The following is a 23800-nucleotide window of genomic DNA, read 5'->3' as shown; positions in this document are numbered from 1 at the left end:
TTTAAATCTATAGTGTACAATTAAAGCTTTTCAAAAATTATACTTCCATATTTTGTACACTTCGCCTTTTCTGAAGGTACTTTGTTCCAAAGGAAGCTCCATAAAAGCATGGGTGATGGCAAGGTTGGAAAAGTCTCCGGAACCATTTGTACTGACAGGTTCAGCAGTTAGCTGTCCCGATTCATTCACATTAAGCTTTACCTGTGCAAAATATTGAAGCGGAACAGGAAAATCAATATCGTCTTGTAAAATGGCAAATTGTGGAGAGCTTCCGGAAATATTCAGCGTTTTTTCCAGCCAGGGAATAAAATACCGGTGAAGGCACATAAATACAGAAACCGGATTGCCCGGGAATGCGAAAACAAGCTTCCGATTTTTATTTTTACCAAACCAGAAGGGTTTTCCGGGTCTCTGTTTGATTTTGTGAAAGAGTTTTTGTACTCCCAATTCATCGCAAATTTCAGGTAAATAATCAAATTTCCCCATTGAAACGCCACCGCTCATGAGTAACACATCATATTCATCCAGACAGCGGGAAAGTTCTCTTTTAATTTGTTCATAATCATCATTAAGATGGATCATATCTGCTTTAATCTTATATTTTTCTAAAACAGACTGCATGGTGATTCCGTTGGAGCGTCTCAGCTGAAAAGAGCTGGGATCAGATTCCGGGGACACCATCTCATCTCCTGTTGTAATAATAACTACTTTCGGAAGCCTTTTTACGGATAAAACCGTCTTCCCGGCAGAAGCAGCAATTCCGATAATGGAAGGAGTAATCAACTGACCGGACCTGACAAGAGTTTCGCCCATCTTTTTATCTTTTGCTTTCAAATGGACATTCTGCCCCTTTTTAATATCAACATCAAGATAAGCGACCCCGTCAATAATGGAAATATCTTCATAGCGGATCACTGTATCTACCGAAGGATCCAGCGCTGCACCCGTCATTATTTCTATACATTCATCTTTTGATTGGATTGATATTGAAGGCTCTCCTGCAGATTGTATTGCGTGTACAATAAAAGAGCGGTTTCCTTTTTCATAAGAATCATAGTGGATGGCAATGCCATCTACAGTGGGTCTGTCAAAAGGAGGAAGGTCTCTGTCTGCAAGAATATCTTCTGCAAGTACCCTTCCTGATGCACGGTCATAGGAAATATTTTCCTTTCCAAAATCCTGAACCTGGGAAAGTACAATATCTTCTGCCTGTTGTACGGTAATCATTTCCATAGTTATCCTCCTATTGTCGCCATAGACTGATGAATTTGAGAAGCGTTCATCGTTTGTTTTTCCGCTTCCCATCCGTCCCTGGGTTTTTGTTGTATGCTGCTGATAATAATATTCTTAAGTTCTTCATCGGTTTTCCCCAATCGCAGTTCATCTTTCAGATTAATACCTCCTCCCTCGTATAAACAGTTTCTGAGCAGCCCGGTAGGAGTAATTCTGATCCTGTTACAGTCTCCACAGAATGAACGGGTGTAGGCCGCAATAATTCCAACTTCACCTGTAAACCCCGGAACTTTTATAATGATATGATGTGGAACTTTTAGGATCTTCCGTTTTTATAAGATCAGGAAAATGTTCTATGATATAGGTGTAAATTTTCTGATGATTCCAGCTTAGAGAAGCTGCCATATCCTTGTTTCCATTAAAAGGCATTTCTTCTATAAAACGGACATCTACAGGAAGTTCCCGAGTCAGCAATACCAATGGGATAATATCTTCAATATTCTGTTTTTCCATCACTACCGCATTGATTTTAACCCTGATACCATGCCTTAGTAAAGAGTCCAGTGTTTTCATTACTTTATCAAAGCCTTTCCTGCGGGTTATTGTAAAGAACCTTTCTTCATCTAGTGTATCAAGGCTAAGGTTGACAGATCGTATTCCGCATTTTTTAAGCTGCGGAATATATGGTTCCGTAAGGAGGCCGTTTGTTGTTAGACTGATATCGGTAAGCCCTTCCAGTTGTGATATTTTTTCAATAAGTTCAATGCTGTTTTTCCTTACAAAAGGTTCACCTCCCGTTATTCTTATTTTATCAATGCCCAGTGATGTGAAAACAGAGCATAGGCGCACCATTTCCTCATCGGTCATTAACTCATTCTGTTTAATCCATGTAAGACCCTCTTCCGGCATACAATACGTACAGCGGAGATTACAGCGGTCTACAATAGCCAGCCTGAGATAATTAATTTGCCTTCCGAATTTGTCTGTCAACATGGTAATAAGAAAAAAAGAACCTTATACAAATATACTTATTGTTTTCCCGAAACGCCAAAAAACCCAATAATGAAAAATAAGTCTTAAAAACTGAGCTATACACCTTAAAAGTCAGGAATAAAAGAGATTAGATAGAATTTATATAAGCCTTAAAATATAAAATAACGGATCCAATTGTGTGAAAAGATGATAATTCTGTCACAATTCCTGATATTTCAGAATCGGGAAGAGGGTGTATCTTTGCACGCTGCTGGCGGGTTATAAAAATATATTGCCAGACAGAAGAAAACAAGATATGGTGTATTTTCATAAATTAGTATATGATAATCCGCCTTGTGTTGAAAAAAGAATAAAATGATAATAGATAAAGAACTGATTAATAAAAATTCGGTAGAAGAGGTCTTTAATAAGGGAATAGATGTTGTTTTTCAGGATGAAATCAATGCCGCATCATTAAATTTTTTCCCGGAGAACTGCTTTACCATTATCTTGCTGGATCAATGTGATGGCGGAAAATGTATTACGGGACTGAATCAATATGACCTGAAGGCCCGGCAATTATTCATACATCTTCCTAAGAGAGAATATAAATGGAACCTGTCTCCGGATACTGTTGGAAGAAGGCTCATCATTAATGATGCAATACTGAAGACATTCTCTCCTACACTTAAATTTACATTTTCTTCCTATAGCAAGTATGAAATGATTCAGCCGGATGATGAAACCTATCATCGGTTCAGCCTGGAGTTTAATGCAATCAGGAAAGAAATTGCTGCCGATGTTGTTTTCCCGGAACTTATTAATGCAAGGGTACGTCTTCTGGCCCTTATTATTAATCTCTGGGTAGAGCATGCTTACGGGCATAAGGCACTCAGTACACCGGATAATTTGGCATTTCGCTTTCATATGCTGGTAGACAAATACTATAAAACCCAGAAAAATGTATCTTTTTATGCTGAAGAGCTATGCATTACCCCTAATTATCTTGGCGTTATCTGCAGAAAACAATACCAGATTTCTCCTCTTGAGTTCATCAAAGAAAGAATTATTCTCGAAGCCAAAAATTTATTACATAGTTCAGATAAATCCATTAAAGAGATTGCTTTTGAATTAGGCTTTCAAAATTTTTCCCACTTTTCATATCTATTTAGGGTAAAAGCAGGGTTAACACCCAAAAATTACAGGAAGAAACTTGAAAACACCGGTCAGCAGCCTGCTGAATAACAGGTTATGAGCATATTAAATGAGCCAAAAACAATACTTTATAATTGATCGTGCCTTTCCCAAAGCCGATTTGTATAATAATTTGCCTGATACGACGAAATGAGGAGAGACCATAGGGCACATTAAAAATAAATAGTAACCGGTCGATTTTTAATGCAGGAAAACAGTAACTTTATAAGTGAGTATATTGAACCAATCAGCCCCTATTATTTGTTGTTTTTTGCGATATGAAATTAGAAGATATGACCCTCATCCATGACGTAGGCAAAATTATATTCTTCCTGTTTTTGCTTTTAAGTGTTTTTCTGATTACGGCAAAGTCAGGAAGAAAACTGCCTGATTATTTGTTTGCTGCCTTTTTGCTGGTTTCTGTTATAGATCTTTCAGGTTTTTTTCTTACGCCACCGGATAACAGAATGATTAAGGCATTCAAGCTGGCCAGTATTTTGTTGCAAATGCCTTTATATTATTTATATGTTAATGCGGCATGCTACTATAATTTTACCCTCAGCAAAAAGCATCTTTTACATGCAGTTCCTTTTGTATTCTTTTTTTGCTGGTTTGCCGGCAATGGGATTACAGAACAAAATGACCGGGTATTTGACATAATTTCGATCATTCAATACTATTATTATATCATTGCGGTATTTGTAACACTGAGAACTTTCCGGAAACAGTATCAGGAAAACTATTCCGGTGATTATAATCTTACCTACAGATGGCTGATGCAGACTACTATCCTTTTTTTGATCGGGAACTTCTTTGTACTGATAAGGGGAATGGTAAAGGATAATGAAAGGGTTTTTCTTTATTTATATACATTCAGTTCTCTGTTTGTTTTGTTTATCATCAGCTGGTTTGTATTGAATGCTTTATATCGTCCTAACCTTCTGACGGGAATCAATAAGGAACTTGTTCCTGTACAGCCCGGGGATAAGCCTAAGGAAGAGCCGGCACAGCTGAAAACCCTAGTGCAGTTTATGGAGGCTGAGAAGCCTTACCTTGATGATAAACTTACTTTGCAGAAGCTGGCATACCAGATGAATATGCCTGAAAAACAATTGTCTTCATTAATAAATCAACATACAGGCAGGCATTTTTTTGACTTTATCAATGAGTTTAGAGTCAACGAAGCCAAAGAACTTCTTGGAACCCAGCCACAGTTAACAGTACTTGAAGTGCTCTATCAGGTAGGATTTAATTCCAAATCATCATTTTATACCGCCTTTAAAAAAGAAACTCAAATGACTCCTACAGATTACAGAAAATCAATAGGTTAAATAAGGTCCGACTTTAAGTCGAACTGATTTATAAGCTAAAAAAGGGTCCGACTTTCTGTAGTCGGATGTTTAAATCGTTTTAAAATTCCAGATTTGTACCTCATTAAAATTAAACAGATGAAACCACAAATCAAACGGATAGTATGTATTTTCTGGCTGCTGAGTTCAGCATTATATTCAGGGCAGGACCGTCAAAAGGAACTCCTTAAAAAGGCCGACTCATTAATCGATAGCTATGCAAGGGCAGATGCTCCGGGAATGGCAATAGGAATCATTAAAGATGAAAAAATAATTTACAAAAAAACGTATGGATTAGCCAATCTCGAATACAAAATTCCGGTAACGGATTCCACAGCATTTGATATCGCTTCCGTATCCAAACAATTTACCGCATTTATTATTTTGCTGGCTGAAAAGGAAGGAAAACTTTCCCTGGATGATGATGTAAGAACGTATTTGCCGGAATTAAAGAGCCTGCCTTATAAAATTACTATCAGACAGCTGGCCAGCCATACTCATGGATTGCCGGATTTTTCAGTGATCAAGAGAATTCAGGGATTTGGAGATGAATTCCGGGTTACCCATAATGAAGCGGTAAAAACGATGTTGAATATTAAAAACTTTGCTTTCCGTCCCGGGGACCGGTATTGGTATAATAATACAGGTTTTATGCTTTTGGCAGAAATTCTTCAGCGTATTTATAAAAAAGACTTCAATGAAATACTTAGGGAGTATATTTTCATTCCGTTACAAATGAACCATAGTATGGCGGTAAATGATCCTGAAAAAATCGTTCCCAATAAGGCAGAATCCTACAAGGAAAACGGAACTGTCTTTTCCAAATCTCCCCTAGGTCAGATGGAATATGGCTCTTCCAATATTTTTACTACACTGGATGATCTATGCAAGTGGGCCCGTAATTTTCAAAAGCCATTAGTTGGCAGCCGCGAGTTATATAACGAAATGCAGAAAAATACAATATTGAATACCGGAGAAAGAGTAGAGTATGGGCTAGGATTGCAAACGGCAAAATATAAAGGACTTGATATTGTATTCCATGGAGGAGGTACAGCCGGTTACAGATCTTACATCCTACACATTCCGGCATGCCGTTTTTCTATTGTACTGGCAGGAAACAGGAGTGTCTTAGACGGGTTATCCATCACCTACAAACTAGTTGATCTGTTTTTTGGAGATAAACAGACTCTTCCACCTTCCCCTAAGAAAAAGACCTATACCCAGGCAGAATTAAAAACTTTTGAAGGAACATATGAAATAAATCCCGGCAATTACCTTAAAATATTTACGAAAGAAAATAAGCTATATCTGGAAAATGATGCCACTCCTTTAACCATTGTTGGAGATAATCAATTTACTATCCCCTTTATCCCTACAGGGCGTATTACTTTTCAGAAAAATACAGCCATATTGGGCATTGGGGATTTCGAGTTCAAAGGAAAAAAGGTGGATTTAAATCCTGAAAATACAGATAAAATAGATTTACACCAATTTACAGGCTTTTACCGGAACGAAGAATTTAATACCATCTATCAGCTTGTTATTGAAGATAATAAATTGGTAGCAATGCACCCGATTAATCCAAAAATACCATTATATCCATTGAATCCAACAACGTTCTATTCTTCAAAATCCATTTTTGGGCAACTTGATTTTCAATATGATAAAAATAAACAGATTATGGGCTTTAAACTTTCCGGAGCCAATTTTTCTAACCTTGAATTCAGGAAAATAAAATAACTGTTAGAAACTTCAGTATATAAAGAGATTATCCACAGGGGTAATCTTTTCTTTTGCTATAACGTCAATCAGCTTAATTCTGTATTTTAACAGTCATGATATAGAATTTTGTTTTAAAAAAAAGAGATATAGTGGGATTGGAATACTATTTGTAATGCAATACTGAAATTTCAAATGATCGGATTACTCACAACCAAAAATTGATTAATAATTAGCAAATGATTAAAAATTTAACAATAATTACCTTATTTAAAACGAATTAAACATGTTCCCTCCCTCAAATAAATTAAACAGAGTATTCAAATTATATACTATTTTTCTATTACCATGGCTGTGCTGTGCCATCTTAAGCACAGGACTGGTCTATGGACAGGAAGGGGCTTTCTCTCCAAAAACGTTTTGACAGCATATTGCTTAAAAAAAACGGAATCATTACGTATTCAGGGAGATTACGAAAGCCTTGTCCGTCTTAATAAAGATTATTTAAATGTAGCTGAAGAAAAAAAATACAAAGAAGGTATCATTCTTTGTTATATTAATATTTCAAACATATCTGCCACCATCGGAAATTACAAACGGGGCCTGTCCTATCTCTCATTAGCTGAAAAAGAGCTTAGAACAATCAATAATCCTGTTTTGAAAGCAAGATTTTATCAGGAACATGGACAATTGAACGGAGTGATAGGGCTCTATAAAAGCGCCCTGGATCTGAATGCCAAAGGAATGTATTATCTGAAGAAGACTTCTGATAAAGAAAAAAGAACGTTTTTATTTATACAGGTTGTATGCGAACCGGGCAGACTTTTTATATAAAGCCAATAAAGCCGATTCAGCCTATATTTATCTCCAGAAAGGAAAAAGGGTTGATAGCCATGGTGTTCTTCTGAATGCGTTGCTGGCTAAACACCATCTGCAGTATACCAAAAGGAAAGACTCTGCCCTGATTTATCTTCAAAGGGCATCTGAAAAGGCTGTAAATACCGGTAAAGTAAATATTCTGAGCGGGTTTGTATTTTTAATTTACGGAGATTATTATTTTGAATTAAAAGATTACCACACTGCTTTGGAATATTATTACAAGGCTTTGGATAATTATAATAAGACCAATAGGTTATATGGAATACCGGGAGTTTATGAATCTATAGGTAAAACATACAGAATGCTGAATGAACCTCAGAAGGAACAGGAAGCAATGATGAAGTATACAGAAGAAAAGACGGCATTGGAGAATATTCAGAATGAAGCGATCAATATTTCCATAGACCATATGCTGACCGATAAAGATGAGGAATCAAGCGGCCTTGAGAAGAAATTGTACCTGTATGGAAGTATTATTACCCTCTTATCAGCAGCCATATTTATTTTATTGTACAGACGTAACAGGGCTCTTAGAAGGAGAAAAAACATATTCAAAAGTGAAGCACTTTCGCTGAAGAGTAAAATTAACGATTCTTTTGACGAGCTGGTTAGTTTAGCCAAAAAGAATGATTCAACATTTTTAACGAGATTCCAGGAAATTTATCCGGACTTTTGTCCAAAGCTGTTGGATATCAATCCAAAACTGGGGGCTTCTGAACTGGCGTTTTGCGCAATGATTAAACTTAATTTTACCTCAAAAGAAATTGCGGAATACACTTTTATACAGCATAAATCGGTTCAGCAAAAAAAGCACCGCCTGCGAAAGAAACTTAATGTTCCAAGTGACCAGGAACTCTTTATCTTCTTCGATACTTTATAATCAGGTTAAAAAAATTATTATCGCCAATTTTGTAAAGCAGCTGTTAATTATAGCTGCTTTTATTTTGTAAGTTATTGTTAATGAGTGTTATATCTTTATTGCTGTATCTATGTGGTATCTGAATGTTCCTTATAATTTATTTTATTCCTCGTTTTTTTTATTACTTAGCGCTACCAATCACTTTTTTATTTTCTATACTTTCTCATATAGTGATTGGGATGTGGTTTAAAATCTTAGTGTTGAGAGGTTGCTCATGTGATAATGCAGCAACCTCTCTTTTTTTTATCAACAGTTTACAGATTAGCCTAAAAACGGGTCAAGCAGGATTGACCGTCGTCCATTGTATAGAAATCTTGTCAGGTGTTTTTCTAAATGAACAAGAAAAGCAGCCATGCCATTGCAATTGATTCCATATTGGTCTTCGAATATATTCTTAAGTCAGTTTTGTATCAAGCAAGTGTAGGCTGCCATTCAAGCCCGGATGGATGCCTTCATGAATCTTTAATAGATATTTTTTTTAATGTCTTTGTGATCCTCAACTTTTTTTTGCATGTGTTTCAACGATTAGAAAACCATTCAGATTGGTTTTTGAAATTAAATAATAATGAATATGGTGTTTCTCATGAAAAAATTCATCAAAAAACATCTTGTAGACAAAGAAAACGCAAAATGTGGTACATATGTAGTAGTATGATGTAGTTGTTTTTTTTAATAAGTTTTTAAAAATTTGCAAAACAGAAGAGGGGCAAAAAAAATAAACACAATGAAAAAAACAAAAAATTCTAAAAACACAAAATGATGCGCCCCTCTTTATTTATTAAGAAAGTTCAGTGTGCTGAAACAAGTAACAGCTGAAATTTCTATTATATTTTTTTAATACAAATTTTAACAAATAATAAAAGACTCATGAAAAACGTAAAGCATGCAATAGCAGCTATGGCAGTTGTCCTTTTTACTTCAGGCATCTCAGCACAAAAAACGGTAATGCCGGGCTCAGATACGGATAAGCATGGCTGTAAAGGCTCAGCGGGATATACCTTTTCAGTAATAAAAAATGATTGTGTAAGGCTTTTTGAACAAAAAATACAATTAAAGGAAGTGGCCTCCAGGAAGTCATATACCTCTGGTGCTGCTGTGATTTTAAGTACGGATGAAAAGAAAGCGGAATTATTTCTCCCTTCTGCTACAGGAAGTATTGTACTTTCTAAAGTTTCCTCTAGAAATGCTGTTGTTTATAAAAAAGGACAATATACCCTTACAAGGATGAAGGATACCTATACATTGAAAAAATCAAACAAAATAATCTTTAAAAGTTAAATACAATTTTTCTAAACAATCTTCATTAGTATCTGCACGATTTATTTCATAGTGGTGCATGGAGAGATTACCCTGGTAGTCTCTCCTTTTTTATAAATAACCGTAAAAATTAAATAGATTATGTATGCTGCTATTTTTAGTGGGCTTGCCCAATGTCAAGGCGGTCAAACTTTCCTTCAGCATTTTTATGAAATTTAAAAAATACCGGAAATGTTCCCCATTGTCACGCTTTAAAATTGCCATAAATATCTTTTCCGTTATTTTCTACACGATCTATGGTAAGAAACATCTCTTTGCCAAGTGCATTAGAAAAAAACGATTTGAAATCTACAGTATTGCCATCATCTGTCATTACCGGGTTTTCTGTAAAGAAACCATACCAGCTTTTATCACCGGTTTGCAAAGCTTCTATAGCTTGTTTTACTGTGGCGTCAGTTATTTTTGATACATCCATTTCTTGTTTTTTATTGGAAATTGTTGAGTTTTTTTGAATCTTGTTTCTCTTTTTCTGTATTTTGTCCACAGGCTATAAAGAAAAAACTTATTGCAAAAGCTGCTGCCAGACTATATTTCATTTTTTTAATGTTTAAGGGGGTGTTGCAGGTAAATAATGATACCGTTTAACAGAAGGAACGGTAATTCAATGAGTACTCCTTTGAAGTCTTTGTCTGCAAGATGAAAACAAATGATCAGTAAAATCCCTGCTGCCATCAGGAAATTTCCCCATACAAATGTTTTGGGAAATAATATCATAAGGGAAGCTGCAATAGTAATAATCCCATTGATCATAAGTCCTGTTTTGTCAAATCCCCATTTTCCAAACATGGCTGCCATTTCAGGTTTTCCCGAAACCATTGCCATTCCCTGTTTGAATCCCATAAAAACTGCAACTAAAATAAGTGCGGAATTAATAATTTTCAGAATCATCGGAGTTGTATGTTTTTAAATTGCTTGATAATGGATCAGTTTATGAATGATCCTTTACAAATATGCATTAAATGAATGAGTTATAAATGGTGAATTTTTCGGAACTTGCTGATGAATTCAGATGAGGTAGATCTGGCCGGATGAAGTAAAAGCATTTTATAAAAAAAAACCACTGTAGAATAGCAGTGGTTTTTTACAATAATTAAGAACTATAATATTATTCTGTTTTCAGGTAATGTAAAGCAGGCTCTTTTCCGAATAAAGATGAAAAGATATTTTGAAATTCATGAATATATTTACATTTTATAGTATTCCCGTATATTTTTAGACCTTCCAGTATTTTCCTGGAACTCAGGTCAATGTCATATTTTATAAATGTTTCCGGTCTTTCATACCGTATGATTTCCGCAGAATTATAAGTTCTTGAAAAGCCGAATTTTTCAAGCCATTCTTCTGTTATTTTAATAGGTTTAATGGAATCTGCCGGAACAGAAATACTGTGAATATCATTTTCAATTTTTACAAAATAGGATTTTCCGATACTCTGAAAAATTTCAGTGATCGTGTATGTCTGATTTTTGTATTCAACTAAATTTTTGATTTTAAGATCTGCTACATTCATGATATTTTGATTTTAGTAAAGATTTGGTGAAACTGTTATAGTATCTTAAAAAGAGCAAATATTATGCCTCACATTATATTGTAAATAAGTAATATCAACAATATTATGTTAATTTTTCATTTAAAAGTTAAGAATGTGTTAAAGCTTGAATGATATACCTATATTCATACAGCTGTTGAATATTGTTGTTGTATCTATTTTTTCACAGAAGGGTGGGCTGTTGCTAATAAGAGAGCCAGAATAATACAGATCATAAGGATGGCAACAAAGACTTCCCAGGAAAAGCCATGAAGAAGATAACCTGTACCGCTTCCCAGAACACTGGAACCAAAGTAATAGAAAAGCCAATAAATAGAAGTGGCGGACGATTTACCCCGCTTTGCATAGAGAGTTGTCATCTGACTTGCCATTGTATGGGCTGCAAAAAATGAAAGCGTGAAAAGGCCGAGCCCTGAAATAAGAATAAAGATGTTTTTTGAGAGCAGTAATAAGATGCTTAACAGCATAAACAAGATAGATCCCTTGAGGATATTGTTGGCAGGATACCTTTTTGAAAGCTTACCAACAATCATCGTCCCGACAACACCGAAAATATACATTAAAAATATAAAGGCAATGATAAAATGACTGAGTGAAAATGGCTTGTCTTCTAGTCTGAAAGTCAGGTAATTGTATATACTTACAAAAACGCCCATCAATAATGCAGCTATAAAATATAAACGAAGCATATACGGATCCGTTAGAAAAAGCTTCATTTGTTTCACCTTCTGATGATAATCTGTTTTTTGAGGAGTGAAAAACCTGGATTCCGGAAACAATTTCCAGAATATAACACCCAGGATCAGGCTTTCTATTCCAATGATAAGAACGGCATTCCTCCATCCGAACTCACCTGCTAAAAGAGTTGCCAGTATTCTTCCGCTCATTCCTCCGATGGTATTTCCGCTAAGATACATACTAATGGTTGCCGCTACTGCCGCCGCCTGTACTTCCTCTGTAAGATAGGCAAGGGCCACGGCAGAGACTCCCGAAACCACAAAGCCTTTGAAAACTCCAATGCCAATCAATATACCGAGACTGGGTATCCAGGTAGAAATAATGGTAAGCAAAGACGAAGAGATAAGAGAAAAAACCATCAGCCTTTTTCTGGAATAGCTGTCTGCTTTAAAAGCAAAAAACAATAATCCCAATGCCATCCCTATGGTAGATGAAGAAACGAGTAAAGAGGTATCTCCGACACTCACGTGGAAATTTTCTGCTGCCATGGGAAGTATAGGCTGAAAAAGATACAGCTGGGCAAATACAGAAAGTCCTGAAAAGAAAATACAAAGTTTTATGTATCGTAGACGGCGGCTTCCCTGGTATGCTTTTTCAGATATATCCATGAGTTTTGCAATTAAAAAGGCATTGATTTCTGCAGAAGTATAACCATGTAAATTTGCTGATTATTTTTTGATTAAAAAAATCATTATTTCAATTATAATCATAGGTAATGATCAACAATAAAGTACTTTTCCAATGCAGATATCAGTGCATCATTTCATAGACTTTAATGAGCTCTGCAATGTTTCCTACATCCAGTTTCTGAAAAATTCTTTTTTTGTAGGTGCTTACAGTGGACATTTGTATGCTGAGCTTGTTGGCAATTTCGAGATTTCCGTATCCGTCTGCGAGAAGTTTAAAAATTTCGTATTCCCGTGAAGACAGTTTTTCCACAGGATTGTTTCTTTTATTCTGAATGATCAACCCGATGAGTTCTGCCGGATAAAAATATCCTTTTTCAATAATAGTCTTTACTGCATTTTTAATGTCTTCCTCACGGCTTTGTTTATTGAGGTAACCTTCTGCTCCCTCTCTGATGTACTGGATGGCTACGTCCTTATCATATCCGGAGAATATAAGGATTTTTAAATCTTTCTGGATGCTTTTAAGTTCAGGGATCATTTTTTTATATCGGGTCCCGGGCATATCAATATCCAGAATAAGAAGATGGTAATGTTGGGATTCCAAAGCCTTTTTCGCCTGTTCATAATTTTCTGCAAAATCTATTTCCAGTTTTGGAAAAGCTGATTCCAGAACAAGGGCTGTGCCTGCTCGTACAACATAGTGATCATCAGCGATTAAAATTCTTTCATTCATAGAAATTGGTTTTTATTAAGCGTTATTTCGACGACAGTTCCTTTAGGATAATTCTGTTTAAAATTGATCTCGGCACCGATTTTTTTAACAAGGTGGATAACCATATGCAGGCCAAGCCCCTTTCCTCTAAAGCTGGGAGTTTCTATTTTTGGATTTTTAAACAGGTTTCTGTATATAGCTATTTGCTCCAAAGACATTCCTGTTCCGGTGTCGGATATTGTAATAATGGTTGTATGTTTATGGCTGGTAATATGAAGGATAATTTCCCCGTCAAAGGTATTCTTTACTGCATTGTCCAGGATATTGTGAATAATTGCAGATAAAATACCCTCGTTCACTTTAGAATAAGAGTGTTCACGGGCTGTAGTGATTATAGAGGTTCCTCTTTCTTTCGCAATTTCATAGAATAATTTTTTTCTTACTTTCGAGAATCCTGTTAACCAGATATTCCTTTTCCTCAAAAATATTCTCAGTCCGGTAGAGCTCCGTATATTCTTTTAAATTCAGGGTAAACTGATAAAGCTGTTCCGAAGACTTGTAAATACTGTCAAAGTATTTTTTTCTGCAGCTCTATATCATCTGATTCATAAAGTTTTTGAGAAAGCATGGAAATAAACCTGATAGGTGTAGTGATATCATGGCTGATCGTTTCCACCAGCTTTTTCTGGTACTCTGCTTCTTTTTGCAGATTATTTTGTACCACTTCAAGATTCAGATAAGTTTCCTTAAGCTCTGAATTTTTATTATGGACAATCTGTTTTAAAGCCTTATTTTTTATCCTTAAAAAAATTGGTAGCCAGCTGAACAATGACAATGATGATAACCAGTAAAGTAATAGAAAAAGAAACCCTGAACAGCAAGGTTTGATAAAAAAGAGGTTGAATGTTGAACTTTACCGTTTTTACTTCATACTCTCCATCCGGTGATACCAGTATTCTTACATTCAGAGTATATTCTCCCGGGCTGAGGTTACTGATGGTATATTTTAAATCTTTTCCTATGGGGATCTGTTCCCAATCGGAATTTTCCTTACCTGATATTTTAGCTTCTATGTATAAATTTTCCAGATTGGAAAAATAGGGAAGATCAATAAATATATCCGCTGTTTTGTAATTGTTCTTCAGGTCCAGAAAATTATTGAAATATACCACTCCGGAATTTCCTATTCTGGCCCTTTCCATATAGATTTTTTTTCCTGTCCGGATAGTAAGTTTTAATATCAGACGGATTGAAGAAAACAAAACCATCCATGGATGGAAATACAAATTCTCCATTTTCCAATATGTGCGCATTCGGTTGTGAGCTGCCATTGAACTCATTGGTCAAAAAGCCGTCTTTTTTAGTATAACGGTAATAAAAAACAGGGGACTTTCTGTCTTGCGCATACTGGAGCAGCTGTTTTTTAGGAACTTTAAACAAACCATTATTAGAGGATATCCAGTAAAACCCTTGCTGATCTTCCAGAATATAATGGGCAGACTGAAGATATCCGTTCCGGTCCTCAGGCATCTTGATCATTTTTCTGTTTCTTAGGAGATAGAAACCGTCTTTATTGGTCATTACCCAAACCAGATTATCTTTTGTTCTGATAATACTTTTTATATGAGTGTTTTTAAGAACCGGGTCCGGAGTATTTTTGCCCAGTGTTAAAAGATATAATCCGTCACTGGTGCCTGCCAGTACTTCATTCCTGTTATACTGAAAAAATGTGTTGATAAAACCATTGAAGGTGTATGTGAAATCGGGTGTTCCAAAAGTTTCTTTTTTAGAAAGATACAGGTGATTACCTGAGGTAGTGGATGATGACGTAGCAAACAGGTTTCCGCTTTTCATAAAATTTTCAAAGCCAGGCTTTAACAATACCGAATCTTTCTTTTTATACCCGGAATTTTTAAAAAACCTTATAACGCTGTTTCTTTTTTTAATGAGGATATTCCCTGAGCTGTCATACATCATAAAATAGCTGTCATTATTTCCAAATGCATATTTTTGGACAATGCCGTTTTTTCCAAACTCAGTCCCGTTTTCCGTAATAATTGTTTTTTTACTAAAAGGAAGAGAGGCATAAGCTACATTGTTTGAAAACTCAGTTTCCTTTCTGGCAACATAAAAGTTGGATAAACTAAGAATATTAAAACCATTATTTAAAGTTCCCAAATAAAGCTTGTTAAAATCTTTGTCATAAAACATCGAATAATAAGAGTGGTTTCCTATTTCATTATATTGTACAAGGAACTTCAGTACCGGTTTGTTCTCCGTGTATTCTACGATATAGATATTATTATGATTAATGATAAAAGTCTGGTTGGTAATTTGCTGCCAGTATATTTTTGTATCGGGATCATTAATAAGACTTGGCTTTTCAGAAACAGAAAGTTTTCCCTGGCAGATGGAATAGGTTATCCTGTCTTTAAAATTATTGATGAATAATGTTTCGTTATATACAAAGATATTGCTCAGGTCTTTATTGGAAAAGGGAATGTTTATCCTCGTTTCATTACCTTTCCCGTCTTTGTAAATAATGGTGTTTTTTTCTCCGAAATGATAGGACGACTTTTTAAGCTGTATAAAATATTGAACATCATTATAAAAATGAGATGATATGGTATTGGTTGCAATCCGATAAACAAAACTGTTTCTGTTGGAAAAAAGCGTTTTATCATGACTGTACCGTTGGGTGAGCCGGGGGATTTTGTTCTTAATGATGATTTTGTTTTCCTGAAAATTATTCAGCACTGTAATGCTGTCTGAAAGAGGATCTCCAATGAATTCTCCAAAGTGCAGATTATTTATTTTAAAATTATTAAATGTGACAAAAGAAATACCGTCATATCTTACAAGACCATCGTCAGTGGATATCCAGATAAAGCCATATTTATCCTTGACAATAGCTTTTGCGCTGCTTTGCGGAAGTCCATTGTCAGTATTATACCATTCAGAAGTATATCGTTGTCCGTAAATATTCAGATACAAGAAAGCAAAAAACAATGCCCAGGTCCTCATACGTGCAAAACCGATCTATGTCTTTTGCATATTACTGCAAAAAACGGTTAATAATAGTTTGTGTATAAGTCGAAGTTTTTTTAAGATGCAGGAACAGTTGAGAATAAATTTTTATCATTGAATTTTCTTGGCTTTGTGTTTTAGTTTAAACAAAATTGATTTGCGGGTGTAAAAGTAATGAAATTATACACATAAATCATTATATTTTATTTCGTTTTAATATGAGTTTTATCTGCATTTATAAGCAGTTAGGCCTTTTAATTCTATATTTTTGTAGTAGTAATTCTACAGTATGTGAAAATTAATTCTACAAATGAAACTTAAAAAACGCCTGCAATGGTTTTTCTGATGGTTTTATCGGTCTTTCTGTGCCATATAATCATATAGAATATGGGCTGGAATTTAAAGTGAATAGTTCATCAGGTTCAGGAAGGCTGTTTTTGTAGTAAAAGTTTTACAGTGCAGTGAGGTTTATTCTATGTGTGATTTTTGAAAAAAATGTGAAACAAAGCTATTTTTGCAGCATAATTCTCACCCTTGAAAAGGAGGCCTGTATTACAATTAATGATTCTAAGGACACAAAGAACGGTTTAAAACAAAAGGATTTCTTTACAGAGATTCTTTTTGTTTTTTTAACCTTTTATATGTATTTGTATTCCGGCACTTTTAATGTATGCAAAATGCAGTGGTAAAGAAATAACTCCAACAATTATATTTGTTGATTTTGTGTAAAATTATGAGAGAATATCAATATTCTGGCCTCAATTTTGATGATAAAGAACACAAAACACAACATTATGAAAAAAGAAAATTTTAACCATTTGATTGGAAAAAATCGCCATGAAATTAAAAAAGAATTAGGAGACGGTTTCAATTTTTTTTATGAATGATACCTGGACGTATGAATTAGGCCGGACATGGATAGGGAAAAGGATTATATTATCTATTGTATTCAAAGATGGCAAAGTCACTATTGTAGATTTATACAAAACCTTTAGCCGGAACTGATCAGGCTCATTACATAACCTCGGAATAAAAAAATAGAATGACATCGGATCATTCTATTTTTTTTGTAGATGATAACCCTTATATGGCAAAAACCTCTCAAAATGAGAGGCAAAAAATTGACTGTATATTTGAAATTATTTCAATCGTTTATTGATTGTTTTTCAGCCACTTTAGCCGCCGCAGGTCTGGTAAGTGCTTTACTGTGAAGTTTTCAAAAGTTGCCGTAAATCCATCTCCATCAGGACAGGCCGCCATTAAACCTACCATTACAGGAGTATGGTCCTGAAAAGGGGCATTTCTCATCAAACTGTAATTTTTGTCATCAAAAGAATAAAATATCTCAACGGCATCCAGTCTTCTTATTGCTTTAATCCAGACAGCAGGAGGTATTTTATCAAGAATAATAACGCTCCAATCACTTTTATCATGGGTAACAACCGTACTCAGGTTATATTTTCCGTCTACAAATTCCACACCGGCTTTGATATAATGATCTTTGTCTGTTCGCAGCATAATCCCCATCTGATCAAATCTTGTTTTATAATTCCCGCTGATCTTTACTTTTGCCTCAAATTCTCCACCATACGTGGTATAATAAAAAGGAGCGTCATCTACCGTGAAACCATAATGCGAAACTCTCCAGTAGTCACTCTGAGGGGTGACAAACATTGATAAACTGTTGTTTTTGATTTCCCACTTTTCCGGTTCATTAAACCAAATCATTTTTTCCAGGGTCTGGGCAGGTATCTTTTCAATTAAGAATAATGCGCAGAAGCTTAAGATCAATTTCTTCATTTTTATAAGTAAATTCTAGGTAATTACTATTTTAGCAAAAGTATAATTTAACCTGAGCCATATCAATACTGATAAATAACCATTATGGAAATCCTTGATCAACTGAACCACAAATTGCTGAACAAAAGTATAGAAAAATGTAAACTGGACACAGAACTGTATAAGCAGAGAGCTGTGATGTACTCTCAAATAGAAGGCGCCATATGTGTATTAAGTGATATGCAGGAAGATAAAAGTTATATTTACCAGTCTAAAACAGCTTTGGAATTGGGGTTACAGTATAGTGAAAATCATCTTACAGAGATCGGTGGCATATGGGAAGAAGAATTGTTGAAAAAAATTCATCCTGATGACCGGCTTAAAAAATACATTCATGAACTCAGGTTTTTCAATTTGCTGGAACCAATGGAGCAGAAATCCCGTGCAGATTATTGTGTAGTATCCAGAATCCGGATGAAAGACAAGCATGATGAATACAAATGGATGGAACACCGGATGTTTTATATCTACTCACCCAATAATGGTAAGCTGAGATTTGCCCTTTGCCTTTATAATGTTGCATTGCTGCAGCCTCTCATTTCTGAATTTATGATTATTAATACTATAAAAGGAGAGATGATTGTAAAAGATAAACTTGATTATAAAAATATTTTAAGCCCAAGGGAATTAGAAGTTTTAAAATTTGTAGGAGAGGGATATGCCAGTAAAGAAATTGCAGTGAATCTTTCTATCAGTATCAATACAGTAAACAGGCACAGGCAGAATATTCTTGAAAAACTGAAAGTAAGAAATTCTGTTCAGGCATTTAAAGACAGTTTTTATTAGAAGATAATTGAAAAGCCCGAAAAGTTCACCATATTATTTTAATTCTCATTAGTTAAATTTATGATTTTAACTAATTATAAGAAGAACAAATGATTAAAAGAAGCGAAGAGATTACCCAGCAATATTTTGCCTTTTTGGAAAAACATATCAATGAAGTGATTTCAGGTATTGTTGCTGAATTTATGGAAGTCAATGAAATAGCCGGCCAGCTTGCTATTTCCCATAAACATCTTACAGATACCGTCAAAAAAGAAACCGGGAAACATCCATGTTTTTTTTATGATGAAAAAATTATTCAGGAAGCGCAACTGATGCTCATTACGTCTGATAAATCAGTAGCGGAAATAGCACGTATCTTTACCTATGACCCCTCTAATTTTTCAAAATTCTTTAAAAAAATGACAGGGATTACCCCGGGTGAATTCAGAAGATCCAGAATTAAGGGATAGTAGCTTGTTACAATACGCTTACGTATTTTTTTTTGCTGCTTTATTTCTCTTTTAAGGGACTTAAAAGGCGTCTTTTTTGATGGTAATGAATGCTTTTGAATAATAAATACCAGGAATTTAAAAGAAATTAAGAAGAATAATGTTTTATAAATGAGATAGTTGTAAAAAACAATGGTCTTTTTTATTATTTATTTATTAGTGTCATGTTCTCATTTTCTTTTTTTTCATAATTTTAGATTAACAAAAAACGAGTTAATCTAAAAAGAAAAATATACTAGAAACTGTAAATATATGAGTAAGCTGGTCTTTAGAAATAATAATAATAGATTTATCTTTAATGATATTTTAATCTTATAGGAAAGCTAAAGCCCTTTGAATAATTATATATTTGCTTCTTTGAACCGCACAAACAACATTAAGGATGAGTATTGATTTTACAACAGCAACTTTTAAGGACTTTGAGAATATTCCCGGTTATGATATTGCTCAGAGAGCAGAGTATTTTTATGAATTCCTGGAGCATATGAAATCCAGGGGACACATGAATTACAGATTGAAAAATACTTCAGGAGCCAATGCAACCCTAAATATAAATATTGCCAACCACGACAAAGAATATATAAGCTTTGTTTCCAGTGACTATTTAGGATTTACCCAGCATCCGAAGGTAATACAAGCTGCTATTGAAGGACTTGAGAAGTATGGCACCGGTACGGGAGCATCCCCGCTCATTGGAGGGTATTTTGATTATCATAATGCCATTGAAAACAAGATTGCCGGTTTTTTCGGTAGAAATGAAGATGAAGTAGTCTTGTTTACTACCGGCTATTCCGCTAATAGTGCTACTTTACAGATCCTGATGCAGAAGGAAGATATCGCTATTTTAGACATGGGTGTACATGCCAGCGTACACGAAGGATGTGCTTTTACCAATAAAAAAAACATTTCCTCACAACAATTTGGAAGCTTTGGAACATATTTTGAAGGTATCTGAAAATACGTACCGTACAAAGCTTGTTATCGTGGATGGAGTATATTCCCAGGAAGGCGATACTTCACGCGCTAAAGAAATATGTGACCTTGTCAAAAAATATAATGCCTATCTCATGGTAGATGATGCACATGGTGTTGGAGTTTTGGGGAAAACCGGAAGGGGAGCCCTCGAGAATGATGGCCTATTAGACAAAGTTGATTTTATAACAGGGACATCCAGCAAAACCTTTGGTAATCTGGGAGGATACGTCATTGCCAATAAAAAAATTGCGTCATTCCTTAAATTTCAGTCCAGACAGCATATTTTTTCCGTAACAGCACCTCCTTCTTCATTCGGGATTTTGAAAGCAATCGATTTGATTGATGAAGAGCCGTTCTGGCAAGAAAAGCTGTGGGATAATATTAATTATTTTAAGAATGGACTGAATGATATGGGCTTGGATACAGGAATTACCTGTTCAGCAATTATTCCGGTGAAAATCGGAGACCAGAATAAAATGTGGGATATCGGAAGGATCCTGCTTGAGCACGGAGTCTATACCAATCCTATTATGTATCCTGCTGTTGCGAGAAAAGATGCCCGTATAAGGATGACTGTAACGGCAAGACACGAAAAAGAACATCTTGACAAAACACTAAATGTGTTTGATGATATTAATAAAAAAATTGCATATTGCGAAAAAATAATAAATTATGCCTAGAAAAGTAGTGCAAGGCCCCATTAGGGACAAAGAAAAAAACAAAACAGAAACTGCTTGCCGCAGTTGGTAAAATTTTGAGAGTAAAAGGTTATGCAGGATTAAAAGTAAGTAAAATTGCTGCAGTAGCCGGATTTGACAAAAAGCTTATCTATGAGTATTTTGGAAGTACTGATAAGCTTATTGATGAGTATATCAAATCTCAGGATTACTGGAGCAAATTCAGCCCGAATATTGAAGAAGAAATACAGGTGGGAAAAGGGAAAGAAGCATTAACCCAGAGAATTCTTACGCAATTTGAAAGCCTGAAGAAAAACAAAGAACTGCAAAAAATTATTCTTTGGGAGCTTTCAGAAAGCAAGCCCATCCTTAAAAATATTTTAAAGCAAAGGGAAGAAGTAGCAGCCAACCTGTTTGAAAACGTAACAGATCCTTATTTCGGGGAAAATGCTACCAATGTAAGAGCCATGTTGGCTTTGATAGCAGCAGGGGTGTATTACCTGAACCTGTTTCCTGCCTACAACGGAACTGAATTCTGTGGTATTGATATGAGAACGGAAGAAGGAAGGAAAGAAGTTGAAAAAGTGATCGTTGAAATTATTGATCATTATTATAAAACAAAAAAAGCAAAAACTGAAAATTAAAAAGCTTTCCTTTTTAAATCAGAAATAAGTTTGTGGATAATTTGGAGCTTTTAATTTTCAAATTAAAACTTTATTGCTTATTTTTGACCAATGGAAAATTTTATCGTATCTGCAAGAAAATACCGCCCACAAGAGTTTGATACTGTTGTTGGACAATCCCATATTACGGATACTTTAGAACATGCAATTGAAGAAAGTCAGTTAGCACAGGCTTTGCTTTTTTGTGGTCCTCGTGGGGTGGGCAAAACTACCTGTGCCAGAATTTTGGCCAGAAAAATTAATGAAAAAGACGGTTCTGTTTCAGAAGATGGCTTTGCCTATAATATCTATGAATTAGATGCCGCCTCCAATAATTCTGTAGATGATATCAGAGAACTCATTGACCAGGTACGTTTTGCCCCTCAGGTAGGAAAATATAAAGTGTATATCATAGACGAGGTGCATATGTTGTCTTCTGCAGCATTCAATGCTTTTCTTAAAACACTTGAAGAACCGCCTGCCCACGCTATTTTTATTCTGGCCACAACTGAAAAGCATAAAATTATTCCAACAATTTTATCCCGATGTCAGATCTATGATTTCAAAAGAATCATTATTGAAGATATCCAGGGACATCTGAAAAATATCGCCGTAAAAGAAAATATTCAATATGAAGACGATGCCCTGTACCTGATTGCCCAGAAAGCAGATGGTGCATTGAGGGACGCTCTTTCCATTTTCGACAGGCTTTCTACATTTTCCCAAAAGAATATTACCCTGGCAAAAGCTGCTGAAGTATTAAATATTCTGGATTACGATCAATATCTGAATATCGTAGATCTGGCGAAAGAAAATAAAATTCCTGAAGTACTTTTTGCATTTAATGAAATTGTAAAAAAAGGGTTTGACCCCCATATTTTCATTGCGGGACTCGGAAATCATTTCAGAGATCTTATGATGGCCCAGAACACAGCTACAATAGATCTTATTGAAGTCGGTGAAAAAACAAAGGCCAGGTTTGTAGAGCAAAGCCAGAAATGGAATGCCCAGCAGCTCATCGATGGCATTGAAATCTGCAACCATGCTGATATCAATTACAAGAACTCAAAAAATCCAAGACTTACAGTTGAAATTGCACTGATGCAGCTGGCTTCCCTGACAGCTAATTCAGGTGATACTAAAAAAAAAAAAAGTTCCTGATATTAGCGCCGTTTCTCAGTGAAAAGCAGGAAGTGAAAACTCCTGAAAAAACGCCAGAGAAAGTAGCAGCTGTAGCTCAGCCTTTGCCCGTACAGGCGGAAATAGCATCCGAACCTGCTTTCCGGAAGGCCAATAAACCGTTATCCAGACAAGGAGCTTCTCTGGGATTTAGCATTAATTCTTTTCTGAATACAGAAGAAAAACAAACGATAGAAGAAACGGTAACTGTAAAAACAGAAAATCTTCCCCAGAATCATTTCACAGATACAGATCTGCAGATGGAATGGAATCTTATGCTTAAACAGCTTCAGAAAAAAGACGGCTTCATATTCAATGCAGTCAAAACGTTTTAAACTGGTAAAAAAAGAAGAAAGTAAGATTAAAGTTTTATACCCTTCAGAATCAGCCAAAGTAGAGTTTGACAAAATAAGCGGAGAATTTTTTAATCATTTCAGAAGAAAAGTTCACAATCATGCTATTGAGATAGAGTATGAGCGGGACGTTGAAAATCTGAAGATTGAGGTGATGACCAAAAGAAAAATATTTGAAAAATTCATCGAGAAAAATCCACTTTTGAAAGATCTTGATGATTTAATGAAGTTTGATTTGACATAATTTTTATATATTTGTCAAATATTTTTGTAGAAATTAAGTCTGCAACAAAAATAAACAGTACAAGAAAACGCTAAAACAAGACATTTCCAGACAAAAATGGAAAAATTATTATTAACATATCTGTCTTATTTTACACCCGCTAATTACTTTAGCGGTTATTTTAGCTTTTCTGCTTCTTATTATAGAAATTTCAGAACATATTACCGATTTTACTGGTATTGTTAACTGAATTTCTTTCCAAAAAATACAGGAGGAGCTAAGCCCTTTAATTCTCCTGATTCCTTTAAAAATTTTTGAACGGCATTTTTTGAAAAGAATTATAAAGTAAATTTTATAATGAAAGGGCCGTGCTGTGATTTT

Annotated in this window: 26 protein-coding genes and 1 pseudogene; 14 read left to right on the top strand and 13 right to left on the bottom strand. The window is 35.0% G+C overall.

Translation table 11 applies throughout. From position 1 onward, the window contains the following. Positions 1-30 precede the first annotated feature (30 nt). Genes HX13_RS11555 through HX13_RS11550 form a run of 3 tightly spaced genes read right to left on the bottom strand, consistent with a single transcriptional unit; the run spans position 31 to position 2226 of the window. Positions 31-1233 carry a molybdopterin molybdotransferase MoeA gene (locus HX13_RS11555; RefSeq protein WP_050021184.1) on the bottom strand — a complete coding sequence of 401 codons (1203 nt, stop codon included), beginning with the start codon at positions 1231-1233 and terminating at the stop codon, positions 31-33. Between the two features lie 2 nt (positions 1234-1235). Further along, on the bottom strand, positions 1236-1493 hold the full coding sequence (locus HX13_RS24140) for a hypothetical protein (RefSeq protein WP_238555300.1): 258 nt from the start codon (positions 1491-1493) through the stop codon (positions 1236-1238). 10 nt (positions 1494-1503) lie between these two features. Beyond that, positions 1504-2226 carry a GTP 3',8-cyclase MoaA gene (locus HX13_RS11550; protein WP_238555257.1) on the bottom strand — a complete coding sequence of 241 codons (723 nt, stop codon included), beginning with the start codon at positions 2224-2226 and terminating at the stop codon, positions 1504-1506. A gap of 354 nt (positions 2227-2580) precedes the next feature. Between HX13_RS11550 and HX13_RS11545 the strand changes: the two genes are divergently transcribed. The 6 genes from HX13_RS11545 (at position 2581) to HX13_RS11520 (ending at position 9543) form a co-directional block, all read left to right on the top strand. Beyond that, entirely contained in the window at positions 2581-3450 is an 870-nt protein-coding gene (locus tag HX13_RS11545) for a helix-turn-helix domain-containing protein (RefSeq protein ID WP_050021183.1), read from the top strand. Between the two features lie 227 nt (positions 3451-3677). Then, a complete protein-coding gene (locus tag HX13_RS11540) occupies positions 3678-4730 on the top strand; it encodes a helix-turn-helix domain-containing protein (RefSeq protein WP_050021182.1) in 1053 nt (350 codons plus the stop codon). Positions 4731-4847: 117 nt separating this feature from the next. Then, a complete protein-coding gene (locus tag HX13_RS11535; RefSeq protein WP_050021181.1) occupies positions 4848-6488 on the top strand; it encodes a serine hydrolase domain-containing protein in 1641 nt (546 codons plus the stop codon). A gap of 399 nt (positions 6489-6887) precedes the next feature. Beyond that, a complete protein-coding gene (locus HX13_RS11530) occupies positions 6888-7301 on the top strand; it encodes a hypothetical protein (protein ID WP_128572370.1) in 414 nt (137 codons plus the stop codon). Further along, positions 7270-8226: a LuxR C-terminal-related transcriptional regulator gene (locus HX13_RS24135; protein WP_050021179.1), complete on the top strand. Its 957-nt coding sequence runs from the start codon at positions 7270-7272 to the stop codon at positions 8224-8226. Before HX13_RS11530 ends, HX13_RS24135 begins: the two co-directional genes overlap by 32 nt. A gap of 906 nt (positions 8227-9132) precedes the next feature. Next, complete coding sequence (locus tag HX13_RS11520) at positions 9133-9543, top strand: hypothetical protein (RefSeq protein WP_228377634.1); 411 nt, start codon at positions 9133-9135, stop codon at positions 9541-9543. A 223-nt stretch (positions 9544-9766) separates the two neighbouring features. On the opposite strand, the gene HX13_RS11515 is transcribed toward HX13_RS11520, so the two are convergent. From HX13_RS11515 to HX13_RS11465, 10 genes and pseudogenes are all read right to left on the bottom strand, one after another. Then, positions 9767-9997 (bottom strand): hypothetical protein, encoded by a 231-nt coding sequence (locus HX13_RS11515; RefSeq protein ID WP_238555256.1) that lies wholly within the window; start codon positions 9995-9997, stop codon positions 9767-9769. Positions 9998-10122: 125 nt separating this feature from the next. After that, a complete protein-coding gene (locus tag HX13_RS11510) occupies positions 10123-10470 on the bottom strand; it encodes a DoxX family protein (protein ID WP_050021178.1) in 348 nt (115 codons plus the stop codon). Positions 10471-10687: 217 nt separating this feature from the next. Next, the gene (locus HX13_RS11505; protein ID WP_050021177.1) at positions 10688-11092 is read right to left on the bottom strand and encodes a hypothetical protein; all 405 of its coding nucleotides are present in this window, start codon (positions 11090-11092) and stop codon (positions 10688-10690) included. A 194-nt stretch (positions 11093-11286) separates the two neighbouring features. After that, positions 11287-12513, bottom strand: a pseudogene (locus HX13_RS11500) (MFS transporter); the annotation flags it as partial. 106 nt (positions 12514-12619) lie between these two features. Next, complete coding sequence (locus tag HX13_RS11495; RefSeq protein WP_050021175.1) at positions 12620-13231, bottom strand: response regulator; 612 nt, start codon at positions 13229-13231, stop codon at positions 12620-12622. Beyond that, positions 13228-13692 carry a sensor histidine kinase gene (locus HX13_RS11490; RefSeq protein ID WP_050021174.1) on the bottom strand — a complete coding sequence of 155 codons (465 nt, stop codon included), beginning with the start codon at positions 13690-13692 and terminating at the stop codon, positions 13228-13230. Before HX13_RS11490 ends, HX13_RS11495 begins: the two co-directional genes overlap by 4 nt. Before the next feature lie 86 nt (positions 13693-13778). After that, positions 13779-13934: a hypothetical protein gene (locus tag HX13_RS22510; protein ID WP_157837435.1), complete on the bottom strand. Its 156-nt coding sequence runs from the start codon at positions 13932-13934 to the stop codon at positions 13779-13781. A 64-nt stretch (positions 13935-13998) separates the two neighbouring features. Next, entirely contained in the window at positions 13999-14412 is a 414-nt protein-coding gene (locus HX13_RS11480) for a hypothetical protein (protein WP_050021172.1), read from the bottom strand. Continuing rightward, positions 14366-16234: a two-component regulator propeller domain-containing protein gene (locus HX13_RS11475; protein ID WP_050021171.1), complete on the bottom strand. Its 1869-nt coding sequence runs from the start codon at positions 16232-16234 to the stop codon at positions 14366-14368. The genes HX13_RS11480 and HX13_RS11475 overlap by 47 nt, the downstream gene beginning before the upstream one ends. Positions 16235-17389: 1155 nt before the next feature. Further along, entirely contained in the window at positions 17390-18037 is a 648-nt protein-coding gene (locus HX13_RS11465; protein ID WP_050021169.1) for a DUF1349 domain-containing protein, read from the bottom strand. Between the two features lie 84 nt (positions 18038-18121). Between HX13_RS11465 and HX13_RS11460 the strand changes: the two genes are divergently transcribed. From HX13_RS11460 to HX13_RS11435, 8 genes are all read left to right on the top strand, one after another. Next, positions 18122-18862, top strand: coding sequence for a response regulator transcription factor (locus tag HX13_RS11460; RefSeq protein ID WP_050021168.1), 741 nt, complete (start codon positions 18122-18124; stop codon positions 18860-18862). 89 nt (positions 18863-18951) lie between these two features. Continuing rightward, positions 18952-19311, top strand: a complete 360-nt coding sequence (locus HX13_RS11455) for a helix-turn-helix domain-containing protein (protein ID WP_050021167.1) — start codon at positions 18952-18954, stop codon at positions 19309-19311. A gap of 421 nt (positions 19312-19732) precedes the next feature. Continuing rightward, positions 19733-20305 (top strand): aminotransferase class I/II-fold pyridoxal phosphate-dependent enzyme, encoded by a 573-nt coding sequence (locus HX13_RS25580; protein ID WP_262483534.1) that lies wholly within the window; start codon positions 19733-19735, stop codon positions 20303-20305. Next, positions 20280-21005, top strand: a complete 726-nt coding sequence (locus HX13_RS25575) for an aminotransferase class I/II-fold pyridoxal phosphate-dependent enzyme (RefSeq protein WP_262483533.1) — start codon at positions 20280-20282, stop codon at positions 21003-21005. The genes HX13_RS25580 and HX13_RS25575 overlap by 26 nt, the downstream gene beginning before the upstream one ends. Before the next feature lie 74 nt (positions 21006-21079). Continuing rightward, a complete protein-coding gene (locus HX13_RS11445) occupies positions 21080-21646 on the top strand; it encodes a TetR/AcrR family transcriptional regulator (protein WP_238555254.1) in 567 nt (188 codons plus the stop codon). Between the two features lie 90 nt (positions 21647-21736). After that, the gene (dnaX, locus tag HX13_RS11440; protein ID WP_050021166.1) at positions 21737-22825 is read left to right on the top strand and encodes a DNA polymerase III subunit gamma/tau; all 1089 of its coding nucleotides are present in this window, start codon (positions 21737-21739) and stop codon (positions 22823-22825) included. A gap of 32 nt (positions 22826-22857) precedes the next feature. Beyond that, complete coding sequence (locus HX13_RS24130; protein WP_238555253.1) at positions 22858-23178, top strand: hypothetical protein; 321 nt, start codon at positions 22858-22860, stop codon at positions 23176-23178. After that, positions 23159-23440, top strand: a complete 282-nt coding sequence (locus HX13_RS11435; RefSeq protein WP_238555252.1) for a hypothetical protein — start codon at positions 23159-23161, stop codon at positions 23438-23440. Before HX13_RS24130 ends, HX13_RS11435 begins: the two co-directional genes overlap by 20 nt. Positions 23441-23800 lie beyond the last annotated feature (360 nt).

It is taken from the genome of Chryseobacterium sp. P1-3 (assembly GCF_000738495.1).
Classification (GTDB): Bacteria; Bacteroidota; Bacteroidia; order Flavobacteriales; family Weeksellaceae; genus Chryseobacterium; species Chryseobacterium gallinarum.
The sequence above is the reverse complement of the archived record's forward strand: the minus strand, read 5'-3'. Positions and strand labels throughout refer to the sequence as shown.